Source organism: Micromonospora ferruginea (assembly GCF_013694245.2).
In the GTDB taxonomy this organism is placed as follows: Bacteria; Actinomycetota; Actinomycetes; order Mycobacteriales; family Micromonosporaceae; genus Micromonospora; species Micromonospora robiginosa.
Genome location: NZ_CP059322.2, coordinates 6,547,574 through 6,561,998, shown reverse-complemented (window position 1 = coordinate 6,561,998; position 14,425 = coordinate 6,547,574). Strand labels below are relative to the sequence as shown.

The 14,425-nt window shown below is 73.6% G+C and carries 13 protein-coding genes and 1 pseudogene; 9 read left to right on the top strand and 5 right to left on the bottom strand.

The window, feature by feature from the left end; translation table 11 throughout:
* The first annotated feature begins 24 nt into the window (after positions 1–24).
* The 3 genes from H1D33_RS29620 to H1D33_RS29610 all read left to right on the top strand — a co-directional run bounded on the left by H1D33_RS29620 (position 25) and on the right by H1D33_RS29610 (position 3,571).
* Positions 25–1,173: a carboxylate-amine ligase gene (locus H1D33_RS29620; RefSeq protein WP_181570077.1), complete on the top strand. Its 1,149-nt coding sequence runs from the start codon at positions 25–27 to the stop codon at positions 1,171–1,173.
* Between the two features lie 41 nt (positions 1,174–1,214).
* Entirely contained in the window at positions 1,215–2,585 is a 1,371-nt protein-coding gene (locus H1D33_RS29615) for an FAD-dependent oxidoreductase (protein WP_181572539.1), read from the top strand.
* 110 nt (positions 2,586–2,695) lie between these two features.
* Positions 2,696–3,571, top strand: a complete 876-nt coding sequence (locus H1D33_RS29610) for an aminoglycoside phosphotransferase family protein (RefSeq protein ID WP_181570078.1) — start codon at positions 2,696–2,698, stop codon at positions 3,569–3,571.
* A 1-nt stretch (position 3,572) separates the two neighbouring features.
* Here the strand turns inward: H1D33_RS29610 and H1D33_RS29605 are convergent.
* Positions 3,573–4,381, bottom strand: a pseudogene (locus H1D33_RS29605) (Fpg/Nei family DNA glycosylase).
* Between the two features lie 264 nt (positions 4,382–4,645).
* Between H1D33_RS29605 and H1D33_RS29600 the strand changes: the two are divergent.
* The 5 genes from H1D33_RS29600 to rocD all read left to right on the top strand — a co-directional run bounded on the left by H1D33_RS29600 (position 4,646) and on the right by rocD (position 10,245).
* The gene (locus H1D33_RS29600; protein WP_181570079.1) at positions 4,646–5,389 is read left to right on the top strand and encodes a cellulose binding domain-containing protein; all 744 of its coding nucleotides are present in this window, start codon (positions 4,646–4,648) and stop codon (positions 5,387–5,389) included.
* Between the two features lie 5 nt (positions 5,390–5,394).
* A complete protein-coding gene (locus tag H1D33_RS29595) occupies positions 5,395–6,852 on the top strand; it encodes an RICIN domain-containing protein (RefSeq protein WP_181570080.1) in 1,458 nt (485 codons plus the stop codon).
* Positions 6,853–7,020: 168 nt separating this feature from the next.
* Complete coding sequence (locus H1D33_RS29590) at positions 7,021–7,905, top strand: MSCRAMM family adhesin SdrC (protein ID WP_246411790.1); 885 nt, start codon at positions 7,021–7,023, stop codon at positions 7,903–7,905.
* Positions 7,906–8,215: 310 nt separating this feature from the next.
* On the top strand, positions 8,216–9,031 hold the full coding sequence (gene ddaH / locus H1D33_RS29585) for a dimethylargininase (protein WP_181572540.1): 816 nt from the start codon (positions 8,216–8,218) through the stop codon (positions 9,029–9,031).
* Positions 9,031–10,245, top strand: coding sequence for an ornithine--oxo-acid transaminase (gene rocD, locus H1D33_RS29580; protein ID WP_181572541.1), 1,215 nt, complete (start codon positions 9,031–9,033; stop codon positions 10,243–10,245). Before ddaH ends, rocD begins: the two co-directional genes overlap by 1 nt.
* 61 nt (positions 10,246–10,306) lie before the next feature.
* Here the strand turns inward: rocD and H1D33_RS29575 are convergent, their stop codons facing one another.
* The 3 genes from H1D33_RS29575 to H1D33_RS29565 all read right to left on the bottom strand — a co-directional run bounded on the left by H1D33_RS29575 (position 10,307) and on the right by H1D33_RS29565 (position 13,047).
* A complete protein-coding gene (locus H1D33_RS29575; protein WP_181570082.1) occupies positions 10,307–11,458 on the bottom strand; it encodes an FHA domain-containing protein in 1,152 nt (383 codons plus the stop codon).
* Between the two features lie 131 nt (positions 11,459–11,589).
* A complete protein-coding gene (locus H1D33_RS29570) occupies positions 11,590–12,642 on the bottom strand; it encodes a fatty acid desaturase family protein (protein WP_181570083.1) in 1,053 nt (350 codons plus the stop codon).
* Positions 12,643–12,780: 138 nt separating this feature from the next.
* Complete coding sequence (locus tag H1D33_RS29565) at positions 12,781–13,047, bottom strand: helix-turn-helix domain-containing protein (RefSeq protein ID WP_181570084.1); 267 nt, start codon at positions 13,045–13,047, stop codon at positions 12,781–12,783.
* Positions 13,048–13,100: 53 nt separating this feature from the next.
* Between H1D33_RS29565 and map the strand changes: the two genes are divergently transcribed.
* Positions 13,101–13,910 carry a type I methionyl aminopeptidase gene (gene map / locus H1D33_RS29560; RefSeq protein ID WP_181570085.1) on the top strand — a complete coding sequence of 270 codons (810 nt, stop codon included), beginning with the start codon at positions 13,101–13,103 and terminating at the stop codon, positions 13,908–13,910.
* A gap of 22 nt (positions 13,911–13,932) precedes the next feature.
* Here map and H1D33_RS29555 read toward each other — a convergent pair whose 3' ends face one another.
* On the bottom strand, positions 13,933–14,397 hold the full coding sequence (locus tag H1D33_RS29555) for a hypothetical protein (RefSeq protein ID WP_181570086.1): 465 nt from the start codon (positions 14,395–14,397) through the stop codon (positions 13,933–13,935).
* Between the last annotated feature and the right edge of the window lie 28 nt (positions 14,398–14,425).

Below are 14,425 nucleotides of genomic sequence, written 5' to 3'. Positions count from 1 at the left end.
GCCGTGGCCGGTCGGGAGGAGACGGTGGTGACGATGAGCGGCCCAGTGGCGGAGCGGGAACGGGACGCCGCGCCGGGCGGGACGGACCTGCTGACGGTCGGCGTCGAGGAGGAGTTCCTGCTCGCCGACCCGCACACCGGCACCGCCGTGCCCGCCGTCGAGCTGGTCATGGACCAGGTGCCGGCCGAGCTGCGGGGTCAGGTGGAACGCGAGTTCCAGACCAGCCAGATCGAGATCGGCAGCCCGCCCGGGCTGGACCTGTCCTCGATCCGGCACTCGCTGGGGATGCTCCGCGCCGAGCTGTCCGACGCGGCCGAGCGGGCCGGCGTACGGCTGTTGGCGATCGGCACCGGCCCGGTCGACGGGCCGGTCCCGCCGGTGGTGGACAAGCCCCGCTTCGACCGGATGATCGAGCGGTTCCGGCTGCTGGTACCCGGTCCCGGCAACAACGGCATGCACGTGCACGTCGGGGTGCCCGACCCGGACACCGGCGTGCAGGTGCTCAACCACGTCCGGCCCTGGCTGCCGATCCTGCAGGCGGTCACCGTCAACTCCCCGTTCGCCCGCGGCGAGGACACCGGCTACGCGAGCTGGCGCTCGATCGAGTGGGAACGCTGGCCGTCCGTCGCGCCCACCCCGTTCCTGGCGTCGCACGAGCACTACCAGCGGCTGATCCGGCAGCTCATCGCCAGCGGCGTGATGCTCGACGAGGGGATGCTCTACTGGTACGCCCGGCTCTCCGCCAAGTACCCCACGGTGGAGCTGCGGATCGGTGACGTCTGCCCGTCGGTGGACGACGCGGTGCTGGTGGCGGCGCTGGTGCGCGGGCTGGTCGCGACCGCCCTGACCGACATCGAGGCCGGCCGGCCGGCCGTCAACACCGACCACCACCTGCTGGTCGCCGCGCACTGGCGGGCCGCCCACGACGGGCTGGAGGGCCAGGGCGTCGACCTGACCGACGGTGAGCTGCGCCCGGCGTGGGAGCTGCTGGACGGGTTGGTCGACCGGATCCGCCCGGAGCTGGACCGGCACGGCGACCTCGACCGGGTGACCGAGCTGCTGGGCGGGCTGCGCCGGCACGGCAGCGGTGCGGCGCGGCAGCGGGAGGTGTTCGCGCGTACCGGCAAGCTGGTCGACGTGGTCGCGGACGTGGCGCGGCAGACCCGTGGCTGAGCTGCCCCGCGGCGGGCGGAGGGCGTGACAGGATGAGCGGCGTGGCGGAGCGGATGATCGTCATCGGCGGGGACGCCGCCGGCATGTCGGCGGCCTCCCAGGCACGGCGTCGCCGGGGCCGGGCCGAGCTGGACATCGTCGCGTTCGAGCGAGGGCACTTCACCTCCTACTCGGCCTGCGGCATCCCCTACTGGATCAGCGGTCTGGTGCCGGAACGCGACCAGCTCGTCGCCCGCACCCCGGACGCCTTCCGCGACGACTACGACATCGACGTGCGCACCCGCCACGAGGTCACCGCGATCGACCTGGACCGTCGCGAGGTCGTCGCCCGGGACCTGGACGGCGGCGGCGAGGTCCGCGCCGGCTTCGACACGCTGGTGTACGCCACCGGCGCCACCCCGGTGCAGCCGGAGTGGGCGCGCGACGAGGTGGCCGGGGTGTTCGGCGTGCAGACGCTCGACGACGGCGCCGCGCTGCTCGACTGGCTCGAACGCGAGCCCCGGCCCCGGCACGCGGTGGTGGTCGGCGGCGGCTACGTCGGCGTCGAGATGGCCGAGGCGCTGGTGCAGCGCGGGCTCTCGGTCCAGTTGGTCGAGCAGGCCGACCAGCCGATGGCCACCGTCGACCCGGACATGGGCGAGCTGGTGGCCGAGGCGATGCGCCGGGTCGGGATCAGCATCCGCACCGGCGTGACGGTCACCGGCCTCGACGAACGCGACGGCCGGATCGCCGCGGTGGTCACCGAGGAGGGGCCGATCCCGGCCGACGTCGTGGTGCTGGGTCTCGGCGTACGCCCCAACACCGCGCTCGCCGAGGCCGCCGGCCTGCCGCTCGGGCCGTCCGGCGGGATCCGGGTGGACCGCCGGATGCGGGTGACCGGCCTGCCCGGGGTGTGGGCGGCCGGCGACTGCGTGGAGTCCCTGCACCGGGTCAGCGGCATGCCGGTGCACGTCCCGCTCGGCACGCACGCCAACAAGCAGGGCCGGGTCGCCGGGATCAACATCGGCGGCGGCTACGCCACCTTCCCCGGCGTCATCGGCACCGCGGTCACCAAGGTCTGCGAGCTGGAGGTGGGGCGCACCGGCCTGCGCGAGCGGGACGCCACCGAGTCCGGCTTCGAGTTCGTCACGGTGACCGCCGAGTCCACGAACCGGGCCGGCTACTACCCGGGCGCCCGGCAGATGACCGTGAAGCTGATCGCCGAGCGGCCCAGCGGGCGGCTGCTGGGCGCGCAGATCGTCGGCTGGTCCGAGGCGGCCAAGCGGATCGACGCGCTGGCCGTGGCGCTGTGGAACGGCATGACGGTGGACGAGATGACCGCGCTCGACCTGGGCTACGCGCCCCCCTACGCCCCCGTCTGGGACCCGGTGCTCATCGCCGCCCGCAAGGCCGTCGACGCCCTGTCGAGGTAAGGAGGGGCCCCCGCTTAACGCCTTCTGCATAGGCGGGGCCCCTTGTTAACACCTGCGCCCGCGCCGGAGCAGCAACAACCGCACCCGAAGCCGTCGGGCAGGATGGGCGGATGCGGTGGGAGATCCCGGACGGGCTGCGGTGGGTCGAGCGGACGCCGGTCGGGCGGGCCTGGCTGGCGGAGCTGCCGACGCGGCTGGCCGAGGTCGTCGCGCGGTGGGAGCTGACCGGCGTCGGCCCGCCGTTCGCCTACGCGTTCGCCTCGCTGGCCCTGCCGGCGCACCTGCCGGACGGGAGGCGGGCGGTGCTGAAGCTCCAATACCCGGACGACGACAGCCGCCACGAGGCGACCGCGCTGGCGCACTGGGCCGGCCGGGGCGCGATCCGGCTGCTCGCCCACGACCCCGAACGCCGCGCGCTGCTGGTCGAGCGCTGCGACCCGGGCACCCCGCTGCACTCGCTGCCGGCCGACGCCGCGCTCGACGTGGCGGTGGACCTGCTGCCCCGGCTCGGGGTGCCGGCCGGTGCGCCGTTCACGCCGCTCGCCGAGGAGGCGGCCGGCTGGGCCGAGCGGATGCCCGGCAACTGGCGGCGGGCCAACCGACCGTACGAGCGGCGGCTGCTCGACGCCGCGCTCGGCTTCCTCGCCGACCTCGCACCGGACCAGGGTGAGCAGGTGCTGGTCAACCAGGACCTGCACGCCGGCAACGTGCTCGCGGCCGGCCGGGAGCCGTGGCTGGTGATCGACCCGAAGCCGCTGGTCGGCGAGCGCGAGTTCGCGGTCGTCCCGCTGGTACGCGGCGCGGAGCTGGGTCACTCCCCCGCGGCGGTACGGCACCGGCTGGACCGGCTCAGCGCCGAGCTGGGCCTGGACCGGGACCGGGTGCGCGGCTGGGCGGTCGGGCAGACGGTGGCCTGGAGCGTCGGCGGCGACCAGGTCTTCGAAGGCAACGTCGAGGCGGCCCGCTGGCTGCTCGACGCGGGGTGAGTCAGCCGGCCTGGCAGGTGGGGCACCAGTAGAGGTTGCGTCCGGCCAGCACACCCCGGCTCACCTCGGTGCCGCAGACGTGGCACGGCGCGCCGGGGCGGCGGTAGACGTACACCTCGCCGCCGTGCCGGTCGACGCGCGGCGCGCGGCCGGTCGCCTCCGGCAGGTCCGCGTCGCGGACGGTGTCGATCCGGCCGCGCTCGACCGCGACGGTCATCAGCGCCACCAGGTCCGCCCAGAGTTCCGCCCAGCCGGCCGGAGTCAGCTCCCGGCCGGGCAGCAGCGGCGGCAGCCCGGCCCGGAACAGCGCCTCGGTCACGAAGATCAGCCCGGTGCCGGCCACCACGGACTGGTCGAGCAGCAGCGCGGCGAGCGGGGTGGGGCTGCGTCGGATCCGCGCGTACGCCCGGTCCGGGTCGGCGTCGGCGCGCAGCGGGTCGGGGCCGAGCCGGCCGCGCAGCGCCGCCACCTCGGGCGGGGTGAGCAGCTCGCAGGCGGTGGGGCCGCGCAGCTCCAACCAGTTGCGGTCGCTGCGCAGCCGCAGTCGCACCTGGCCGACCGGGTCCGGCGGCTCCCCCGGCCCGTCGGCGAACTTCCCGTACACCCGAGGTGGACGTGCAGGGTGAACTCGCCGGCGTAGTGGTGCAGCAGGTGCTTGCCGTAGGCCTCGGTGCCGTCCAGGACGGTGCCGGTGAGCCGCGCGGCGCCCTCGGCGAAACGGCCCTGCGGGCTGTCCGCGTGCACCTTGTCGCCGGCGAACAGCTCGGCGTGGCGGGCGGCGAGGCGGTGGATGGTGTGTCCCTCTGGCACGGGTACCAAGGGTAGCCAGCCGGTCCGACCGCAGCGCGGGACGCCGTTGAATCGACGGTTGTCGACTGACAGACTGTGTCCAGCCGCGCCCGGGAGCCGGTGCGAGCCGTTCGATCCCAGCAGGAGAGCGACGCGCGGGGCGCTCCGGCGCCCGGTGCCGGGCAGTCCTCTCCGGCAGTCCGCCGTGCCGCCGTGACGCCGCCCGGGCGGCCGAACGCCGCCCACCGCCGCCGCGGGGCCCGCAGCTCAGTTCAGGAGCGCAGGATGATCCGTACCCTCGGCGTAGCTCTGACCGCCGCCCTCGCCCTCACCGGCCTCGCCACCTCGGCCGGGGCCGCCCGGTCGCCCGTCACCCCCGCCATGACGCCGGCGCCCACCCCGACGCCCACGCTGGCGTGCCCGCCGGCGCTGCCGGTCAGCGGCCAGGTGACCGGCAGCACCGCCACCAGCCTGACCGTCAGTTACTCGATCCTGCTCAGCCCGCCCTGCGGCTACGACCCACCGATGGTGGTCACGCTCTTCACCAGCCGCGAGGACGCCACCGGGTGGCGCAACCCGGCGGCCGAGGCCGTCTCCGGGCCGGAGCGCTACGGGGCGGTGACCGTCACGGGGCTGGCCCCCGACACCGACTACTGGTTCCGGTTCAGCGACACCCAGGGCCATCGGGATCCGTACGTCGTCGGCGGGCCGGCGCGGACGCTGCCCACGTCGACGTGCGCCGCGACGGTCCGGATCGACAGCCGGTGGTACGGCGGCTTCATCGCCACGGTCACCGTGCGCAACACCGGCACGGAGTCGACCCACGGCTGGCTCGTCTCCTGGCGGTGGACCGCTGACGAACGCATCGAGTCGATCTGGGGCGGGGTGGCCGAGCGCGCCGGCGAGAACGTCACGGTCCGCAACGCCTCCTGGAACGGGACGCTGGCGCCGGGCGCCTCGACGACGTTCGGCGTACTCGTGGCGGCCGGCAGCGCGTCCGCCGGCATCACGCCGATCTGCGGCCGGTGAGCGGCATGCGTTTCCCGGGGGATCGGACGGGCGGACGCGGACGTGTGCCGGCGGGCCTGGCGGCGCTGACCGTGGCCGTCGCGACGGTGCTCGGGCCGGGCTCTGGCGCGGTGGCGGCGCCGGTGACCGTCACCAACGGCACGCAGTTCACCGACACGAGCGGCGCCGTGGTGCACGCGCACGGCGGCGGCGTCCTCAAGGTCGACAACTACTACTACTGGTTCGGCGAGAACCGGAACCCGGACAACACGTTCCGGGCGGTCTCCGTCTACCGCTCCACCGACCTGCGCACCTGGGAGTTCCGCAACAACGTGCTCACCCAGTCGTCGGCCGCCGAGTTGCAACGGGCCAACATCGAGCGGCCGAAGGTCGTCTACAACGCGGCCACCGGCCGGTTCGTGATGTGGATGCACAAGGAGAACGGGTCCGACTACACCGAGGCGCGGGCCGCGGTCGCCTCGTCGGCCACCGTGGACGGCGCCTACACCTGGCACGGCAGCTTCCGGCCGCTCGGGCAGCACATGTCGCGCGACATCACGCTCTACAACGACAACGGCACCGCGTACATGATCTCGGCCGCCAACGAGAACCGTGACCTGAACATCTACCGGCTCACCTCGGACTACCTGAACGTCGCCGGCCTGGTGGGCAACTTCTGGCCCGGCGCGACCCGTGAGGCGCCCGCGATGTTCAAGCGGGGCGGCACGTACTTCCTGCTGACCTCGGCGGCGACGGGCTGGAGCCCGAACCAGGCCCGGTACGCCACCGCGCCGAGCATCTCGGGGCCGTGGACCGGCTGGACCGACGTGGGCAACGGCACCACGTTCACCTCCCAACCGGCCTTCGTGCTGCCGATCCAGGGCACGTCCACCACCAGCTACCTCTACCTGGGCGACCGTTGGGCGGGCGCCTGGGGCGGCCCGGTCAACGACTCGCAGTACGTGTGGCTGCCGATCACGTTCCCGACCGCCACCAGCATGAGCCTGACCTGGTACCCGTCGATCACCGTCGACACGGCCACCGGGACGGTCACCGGCAGCTCGCCCACCTCCTACCGGGTGACCGCCCGGCACAGCGGGCGGGTGCTGGACGTGATGGACAGCTCCACCGCGAACAACGCCGAGGTCAAGCAGTGGTCGTGGAACGGCGGCGGGAACCAGCGGTGGGAGTTCCAGGACGCCGGCGGCGGCTGGTTCCGGCTCGTCAACGCCAACAGCGGCAAGTGTCTCGACGTCGCCGGCGCGTCCACCGCGGACGGCGCCAACATCATCCAGTACACCTGCGGCAGCGGCGCCAACCAGCAGTGGCAGTGGGCCGCGACCGGCAGTTGGTACCAGCTCCGGGCCCGGCACAGCGGCAAGTGCCTGGACGTGGTCAACGCCGGTACCGGCGACGGCGCGGACGTCCAACAGTTCACCTGTGGCAGCGGCACGAACCAGCAGTGGTCGCGTACCCAGTCCTGACGGTGGTGGCGGGCACCGGGCCCGCCACCACCGCACCACGACGACGGGTGTCGAATTCCGCCCGTCTGGGTACCTCACCGACTGTCATGCGCGGCCTCCGCGCCTGCATCAGGAGGTGCCAAGGTGAACATTTTGTCCCGCCGGAAGTCTCCGGCGCGCAGTACCGATGTGAACGGCGACGGAGTCGTGGACGCCCGCGACGAGAACCCGGTCGCGGACGGAACAGCCGGCCAACCGGTGGTCACCGACCGCGACGCGGCGCGGACCACGTACCGCAGCGACGCGACCGCCACCGAGGCGGAGCGTGCCGCCGACACCGGCCGGGTCGGTGAGGCTGCGCAGGTCACCGAGGCGGGCCGGGTTCCGGCCGCCGGGCCGGTCGATGACGGGCACGTCGAGACCGTGCCGCGGACCGGTGAGGCGGAGCGGCGGGCGGCACAGCGGGCCGCCTCGGCCCGGGCGGCGACCAGCCGGCCGTTGGGCCGGAACGTGCGGACCGTCGACCCGGAGCCGGCCCGGGACCGCGCCGTCGACCTGGACGGGGACGGCCGACCGGACCGTCCCGTCGACCTGGACCGCGACGGCCGCGCCGACCGCACCGTCGACCTGGACCGGGACGGCCACGCGGACCGCCCGGTCGACCTGGACGGGGACGGCCGACCGGACCGCCCGGTCGACCTGGACCGGGACGGGCGCCCCGACCGGGAACTCGACCCGGAGCTGACGAAGAAGCCGCGGGCCAGCCTGCTCGCCACGCTCGGTCTGATCGTGTCCGTGGCGGGCGCGCTCTTCGTGCTCTCCGGCACGCTGGCCGGCTACGGCATCGGGCTCGGCGCGCTCGGCGCGGTGCTGGCGGTGCTGGGCCTGATCGCCACCCGACGCCGGCACGTGGCCGGGAAGACCGACGCGCTGATCGGCATCATGGTCGGCCTGGCCGCCGTGGTGCTCGGCGTGGTGGCGATGACCGGCCAGTTCGACTGGCCGACCACGGACGGCGAGTGGGTGGGCCGGTTCCGTGAGTGGCTTGATTCACAGTTTGTCGACCGATTCTGAGGGCACTGTTCGACTCGCCGGCGGCGACCGGCCAGCCCGACAAGCTCCGGTGGTTCACCGGGCGGCACCGGTGGTTCACCGGCCGGGCACACCTCTTTCGGGGGGCGGCGATTCGCCGCCCCCCGAAGTACGTCCGGGGGCAAAACGCAACGATCCTCCGGCGGCAGCCGGCGACACGCAACAATTTGCTGCTCCACGCAAGTTCTCGCGGTGGAAGTCGACGCACCGGGGCGCATACGGTTGAGGCACGGCGCCAGCCCGTGGGCCGACCGTGGCCGGGCGCGCCCGACCCTGGGAGCACCACATGACGATGGACGCCACCCGCCAGCGCCTCCTGATGTGCCGGCCGACGTACTTCGCCGTCGACTACGCGATCAACCCGTGGATGGACCCCACCGCCCCGGTCGACCCCGACCTGGCGATCCGGCAGTGGGAGCAGCTCCACCAGACGTACGTCGACCTGGGCCACGAGGTCGAACTGATCGACCCGGTCCCCGGCCTGCCCGACATGGTCTTCGCGGCCAACGGCGGCACGGTGATCGACGGCAAGGCGATGGCGGTGCAGTTCCGCGACCCGCAGCGCGCCGACGAGGCGCCCGCCTACCGCGCCTGGTTCGAGGCCGCCGGCTTCGAGATGTACGACCCGAAGCACGTCAACGAGGGTGAGGGCGACGTCCTGCTGGTCGGCGACCACCTGCTCGCCGGCACCGGGTTCCGCACCGCGCACGCCTCGCACGCGCAGCTCCAGGAGGTGTTCGGCTACCCGGTGGTGACCATGCAACTGGTCGACCCCCGCTTCTACCACCTGGACACCGCGCTCACCGTGCTCGACGAGCGGACCGTGGCCTACCTGCCGGAGGCGTTCTCCCCGGGCAGCCGGGCGGTGCTGCGCCGGCTCTTCCCGGACGCGATCCACGCCACCATGGCCGACGCCGAGGTGCTGGGCCTGAACGCGGTGAGCGACGGCCGGCACGTGGTGCTGCCGGCGCAGGCCGCCGACCTGGCCGCGAAGCTGCGCGACCGGGGCTACGAGACCATCGGGATCGACCTGTCCGAGCTGCGCAAGGCCGGCGGCGGACCGAAGTGCTGCACGTTGCGACTCCGTCAGGGAAAGGCATTCAAGTGATCATCGACGACATGCTGCGGACGCCCTCCGCGGTCCGGGACGCGGAGCGCCACACGGCGCACAACTACCACCCGCTGCCCGTGGTGATCTCGTCGGCCGAGGGCGCCTGGCTGACCGACGTGGACGGCCGCCGCTACCTGGACTGCCTGGCGGGCTACTCGGCGCTGAACTTCGGCCACCGGCACCCGAAGCTGATCGAGGCCGCGCACGCGCAGCTCGACCGGCTCACGCTGACCAGCCGCGCGTTCATCCACGACCAGTTCGCCGACTTCTGCCGGGAGCTGGCCGCGCTCTGCGGCAAGGAGCTCGTGCTGCCGATGAACACCGGCGCCGAGGCGGTGGAGACCGGCATCAAGGTCGCCCGCAAGTGGGGCTACCAGGTCAAGGGCGTGACCCCGGGCCAGGCCAACATCGTGGTGGCGGAGGGGAACTTCCACGGCCGCACCACCACCATCGTCAGCTTCTCCACCGACGAGGACGCGCGGGCCGACTTCGGGCCGTACACGCCGGGCTTCACCGTGGTCCCCTACGGCGACCTGGACGCGCTGGCCGCCGCGATCGACGAGAACACGGTGGCCGTGCTGCTCGAGCCGATCCAGGGCGAGCAGGGCGTCGTGGTGCCGCCGGCCGGCTACCTGCCGGGCGTGCGCGAGCTGTGCACCGAGCGCAACGTGCTCTTCGTCGCCGACGAGATCCAGTCCGGCCTGGGCCGCACCGGCGCGACGTTCGCCTGCGACCTGGAGGGCGTCGTCCCGGACATGTACCTGCTGGGCAAGGCGCTCGGCGGCGGCATCGTGCCGGTCTCCGCGGTGGCCGCGAACGCCGACGTGCTCGGCGTGCTCCAGCCGGGCCAGCACGGCTCGACGTTCGGCGGCAACCCGCTCGCCTGCGCCGTCGCCACCGAGGTGGTCCGGCTGCTCGCCACCGGCGAGTTCCAGCGCCGCTCGGCCGAGCTGGGCGAGCGGCTGAGGGCCGGCCTGGAGTCGCTGCTCGGCAAGGGCCTGGTCGCCGTCCGGGTCCGCGGCCTCTGGGCCGGCGTCGACATCGACCCGGCGCTGATGAGCGGCCGGCAGGCGTGCGAGCGGCTGATGGAGCGCGGCGTGCTGGCCAAGGACACCCACGGCTCGACCATCCGGCTCGCCCCGCCGCTGGTGATCACGGAGGACGAGATCGACCACGCGGTCGCGCAGCTCGCCGCCGTGCTGGCCGGCTGACCCCGTACCCGAAGAAGGGCGCCGGGACCACGACGGTCCCGGCGCCCTCTCGCGTGTGCGGTCAGGGACGCGGCAGCCGCATCGCCATGGTCGGCGCCTCGGCCATCACCGAGTTCGGGGTGTACGTCGCGTCGCTCGTCGTCTCGGCGGCCCGCCCGATCTGCACGCCCGGGTAGAGCTCGATCAGGTCCCCCTCGCCGAGCGTCCGGGACTGCTGCGGCGGCAGCGGGATCCGCTCCGTCTCGACCATCGACCCGCCCGGGCGTACGCCGGAGCCGTTGGTGCTGGTGTCGGTGACCACCACCTCGCCCGCGCGGCCCAGGTCGAAGCGGACGTGGCTGCGGCTGACCCAGCGCCGCGCCTCGTCGTTGAGCCACTGGCCGAGCTGCACCGCGCCGGGCCCGTCCGGCGCCCGCCCGACCGCCACCGGGTCGGCCTCGGTGAGCACGAACCGCCGCCGCACCAGCCCGCCGATGCGCACCGCCAGCACCTCGCTGCGCGGGCGCTGGCCGGCGTCGGAGAGGCGCGAGCCGTGCCGGGGGCAGGTCGGCGCGCCGGTGCGCAGCGTGGGCGGCGGCTGCTCGGACGGTGCCCGGTCGATCCCGGCCAGGTCGGCGAAGGCGCCGCCGCCCCCGCCGCCACCGAAGAGCGCGCAGCCCGGCTCCGGGCAGCGCCACTGCCGGGAGAGCAACTTGACGCCGGCCGGCGAGCGGCTGCCGCTGACCGGGTCCTGGCCGCCGCCGACGTGCGCGATGAAGACCGGCCCGCCGGCGCCGGGCACCGGGGCGAGCACCCGGCCGGCCTGGCCGACCCACGGGTACCGGCCGACCAGCCCGTCGAGCCGGGCCCGGGTGAGCACCGGCAGGCCGAGCAGGTCGGCCACCTCCAGCATCCGGTCCCCGGGCTGGTCTAGCACCTCGACCAGGCCGTCGTCGGCCCAGCGGCGGACCACCATCCGCTCGTTGGAGGTGAGGTCGGCGTCGGAGAGTAGCGCCCGGTGCACGATCGCGTAGACCTGGACGCTGTCCTCACCGATCTGCCGGGACAGCGCGTCGATGACCATCCCGAGCCGCAACAGGCTGGCCGGCCGGCCACCGTCCAGGTTCTGCCAGCGGATCACCTCGGCCAGGTCGACCACCGCCCGCGCCAGCGAGGGGTCGGTGCAGACCCGCCCCTCGATGGCGTCCAGCACCTTGCTGATCTCGAATCTCATGCCGCGCTCCGCACCATGTCGCGCCCGTCCACCATGCGACGACCCTACCGGCCGCCCTCGCCGGCGGCCTCCGGCGCACACCCACACCGGGCGGGGACGTCCCCCCGACGCCCCCGCCCGGCCCGCCGCGCTCAGCCCGCGCGCAGCGGTCGCCCCACGTCGTGCAGGTGCGCCAGCGCCTGCCGGTACGACTCGACCAGCCCGGTCTCCGCGTACGGGACGCCCTGCTCGGCGCAGTACGCCCGGACCAGTGGCTGGGCCCGGCGCAGGTTGGCGCGGGGCAGGTTCGGGAACAGGTGGTGCTCGATCTGGTAGTTGAGGCCGCCCAGCGCCAGGTCGACGAACCGGCCGCCGCGCACGTTGCGGGCGGTGAGCACCTGCTTGCGCAGGTAGTCGAGCCCGTCGTCGGCGGTGGGCATCGGCATGCCCTTGTGGTTGGGGGCGAACGCGCACCCCATGTAGAGGCCCCACAGTCCCTGGTGCACGGCCGCGAAGAGCAGCGCCTTGCCCGGTGACATCACCGCCAGGAGCAGGCCGACGTAGCCGGCGCCGTGCGCCGCGAGCAGCAGCGCCTCCACCCCCCGGTGCCGCATCGGGACGCGCCACCGGCCGTCCGGCTCGCGGCCGGTCAGCGCCCGGACGCTCGCCACGTGCAGCGCCAGCCCCTCCAGCAGCAGCATCGGGAAGAACAGCCACGCCTGCCGGCGGGCCATCCAGCGGCCCAGGCCACGGGTCGCCATCGCCTGCTCGTACGTCCAGACCAGCGCGCCCGCGCCGACGTCCGGGTCCTCGTCGGCGTGGTTCGGGTTGGCGTGGTGCCGGTTGTGCTTGTCCACCCACCAGCCGTAGCTGAGCCCCACGGCGAGGTTGCCGGCGACCAGCCCGGCCGCCTCGCTCGGCCCGCGCCGGCGGAACATCTGCCGGTGCCCGGCGTCGTGCCCGAGGAACGCGACCTGGGTGGTGGCCACCGCCATCACGACCGCCATCGGGAGCTGCCACCAGGAGTCGCCGACGGCCACCACCAGCGCCCACCCGGCCAGGAAGGCGCCCAGGGTGAGCGCGATGCGGATCGCGTACCGGCCGGGCCGCCGGTCGAACAGCCCCGCCTCGGCGACCCGGCGGGACAGGCGCGCGTAGTCGCTGCCGCGCCGGGCGTTCGGTGCTGTCAACGTCGATGAACTCATGTCGCCCCCGGTGCCGCGAGCCGCGCTCCGGTAGGCGACTCTCCGTCACCAATCTTGGCGAGAGGAGTAGCGCTGGGTAATCCCGTCAGCCCCCTTGTCCGGGGTGGTGCTGGCCCTACCCCCGGCCGCCCAAGGCGGTCAGGACGCCTGGCGGGCGGGCACGTCGGCCGACCAGACGTCGGCCAACTCGGCGAGCGGGACGTCGAGGGCCCGGCTGAGGCCGACCACGGTGCCGAACGCCGGCGCGGGCAGCCGACCCGCCTCGATCTTGCGTAGCGTCTCCGGGGAGATGCCGGCCGCCAGCGCCACCTCGACGAGGCTGCGGCCGGCCCGCGCGGACCGCAGGGCGGTGCCGAGACGCCGGCCGGCGGCGATCTGTTCGGGCGTCAGTGGCTGGCGAACCATGGCAGCAGGATATCCCTTCGAGGCGGCCCGACACGGCGTGGTATAAAAATACCGTGATTGAGCTCAAGTCCACCACCGAGATCGACCGGATGGCGGTGACCGGCCAGTTCGTCGGGGAACTGCTCGCCGAACTGAGCGGCGTCGCCGCCGTCGGCGTCAACCTGATGGACATCGAGCACCACGCCCGCCGCCGGATCGCCGAACGTGGTGCCGAATCCTGCTACTGGGACTACTCCCCCTCGTTCGGCCGCGGCCCGTTCCGCAACGTGCTCTGCCTGTCGGTCAACGACGCGGTGCTGCACGGCCTGCCGCACGACTACGTGCTGCGCGACGGCGACCTGCTCAGCATCGACATGGCGGTCACGATCGACGGCTGGGCCGCCGACTCCGCGCTCTCCTTCGTGGTCGGGACCCCCGACCCGGCCGACCTGACACTGATCGAGGCCACCGAGGTCGCGCTGGAAGCCGGCATCGCCGCCACCCAGCCCGGCGGCCGGCTCGGTGACGTCTCGGCCGCGATCGGCGAGGTCGCCCACTCCTACGGCTACCGCGTCAACGGCGAGTTCGGCGGCCACGGCATCGGTCGCACCATGCACGAGGCCCCGCACGTCGCCAACAGCGGCCGGCCCGGCCGGGGCATGAAGCTCACCCCCGGCCTCACCATCGCCATCGAGCCCTGGCTGTGCCGCTCCACCGACGAGATCCGGGTCGACGACGACGGCTGGACGATCCGCTCCGCCGACGGCTCCCGCACCGCCCACTCCGAACACACGGTCGCGGTCACCGAGGCCGGACCGCGGGTGCTGACCCGCCGCCCGACCCCCGCAGCCCGGGCCGACGGACCGGTGGCGGCGGCGTCCTGAAGCGACCCAGAACAGGTACGCCTCAGGCGAAGTAGCGGTCGCCGACAAAGCTGCGCATGTCAGGGGACTCTTCGAGAAGCGGACTCGACATGCCTGGACGTATCGCGACTTCAGCCCAATAGACCCGTCCGGCCACCACGTACTCGCTGTGCTTATCGGGGGAAATCAGCCACATCGGTGATTCATCCCAGTTCGCGCCCAATCGCACCATCTCAACGGCCTTCACGGGCTCCGGCGCCGACCTCAGTTCGAGAGCAGCGCTCTGATCAGAGAGGCAGATCCGCGAGACATCCTGGAAGAGAACATCGACCACCCTGAGCGGCTCGTCCCCTTCCGGGTCACCCACGAGCACCCGCACGAGGAGTTTGCTGTGACCCACCGAGATCGCCCAGGGCCTGACCACGCCGGGCATGGAGAACGGCAGCGAACCGCGAACAATCTTCGACTCAGCCAACTCTGCCCCGATCCCCCGACCCTGGTGTTCCATCGGTAGAAGTCGACCGATCCCATCATCC

What these genes read in the sequence shown, in the direction of transcription:
- H1D33_RS29610 (WP_181570078.1), top strand. Translation starts at nt 2,696, where the DNA reads ATGCGGTGGGAGATCCCGGACGGGCTGCGGTGGGTCGAGCGGACGCCG.
- H1D33_RS29600 (WP_181570079.1), top strand. Translation starts at nt 4,646, where the DNA reads ATGATCCGTACCCTCGGCGTAGCTCTGACCGCCGCCCTCGCCCTCACC.
- H1D33_RS29595 (WP_181570080.1), top strand. Translation starts at nt 5,395, where the DNA reads ATGCGTTTCCCGGGGGATCGGACGGGCGGACGCGGACGTGTGCCGGCG.
- ddaH (WP_181572540.1), top strand. Translation starts at nt 8,216, where the DNA reads ATGGACGCCACCCGCCAGCGCCTCCTGATGTGCCGGCCGACGTACTTC.
- H1D33_RS29575 (WP_181570082.1), bottom strand. Translation starts at nt 11,458, where the DNA reads ATGAGATTCGAGATCAGCAAGGTGCTGGACGCCATCGAGGGGCGGGTC.
- H1D33_RS29570 (WP_181570083.1), bottom strand. Translation starts at nt 12,642, where the DNA reads ATGAGTTCATCGACGTTGACAGCACCGAACGCCCGGCGCGGCAGCGAC.
- H1D33_RS29565 (WP_181570084.1), bottom strand. Translation starts at nt 13,047, where the DNA reads ATGGTTCGCCAGCCACTGACGCCCGAACAGATCGCCGCCGGCCGGCGT.
- H1D33_RS29555 (WP_181570086.1), bottom strand. Translation starts at nt 14,397, where the DNA reads ATGGAACACCAGGGTCGGGGGATCGGGGCAGAGTTGGCTGAGTCGAAG.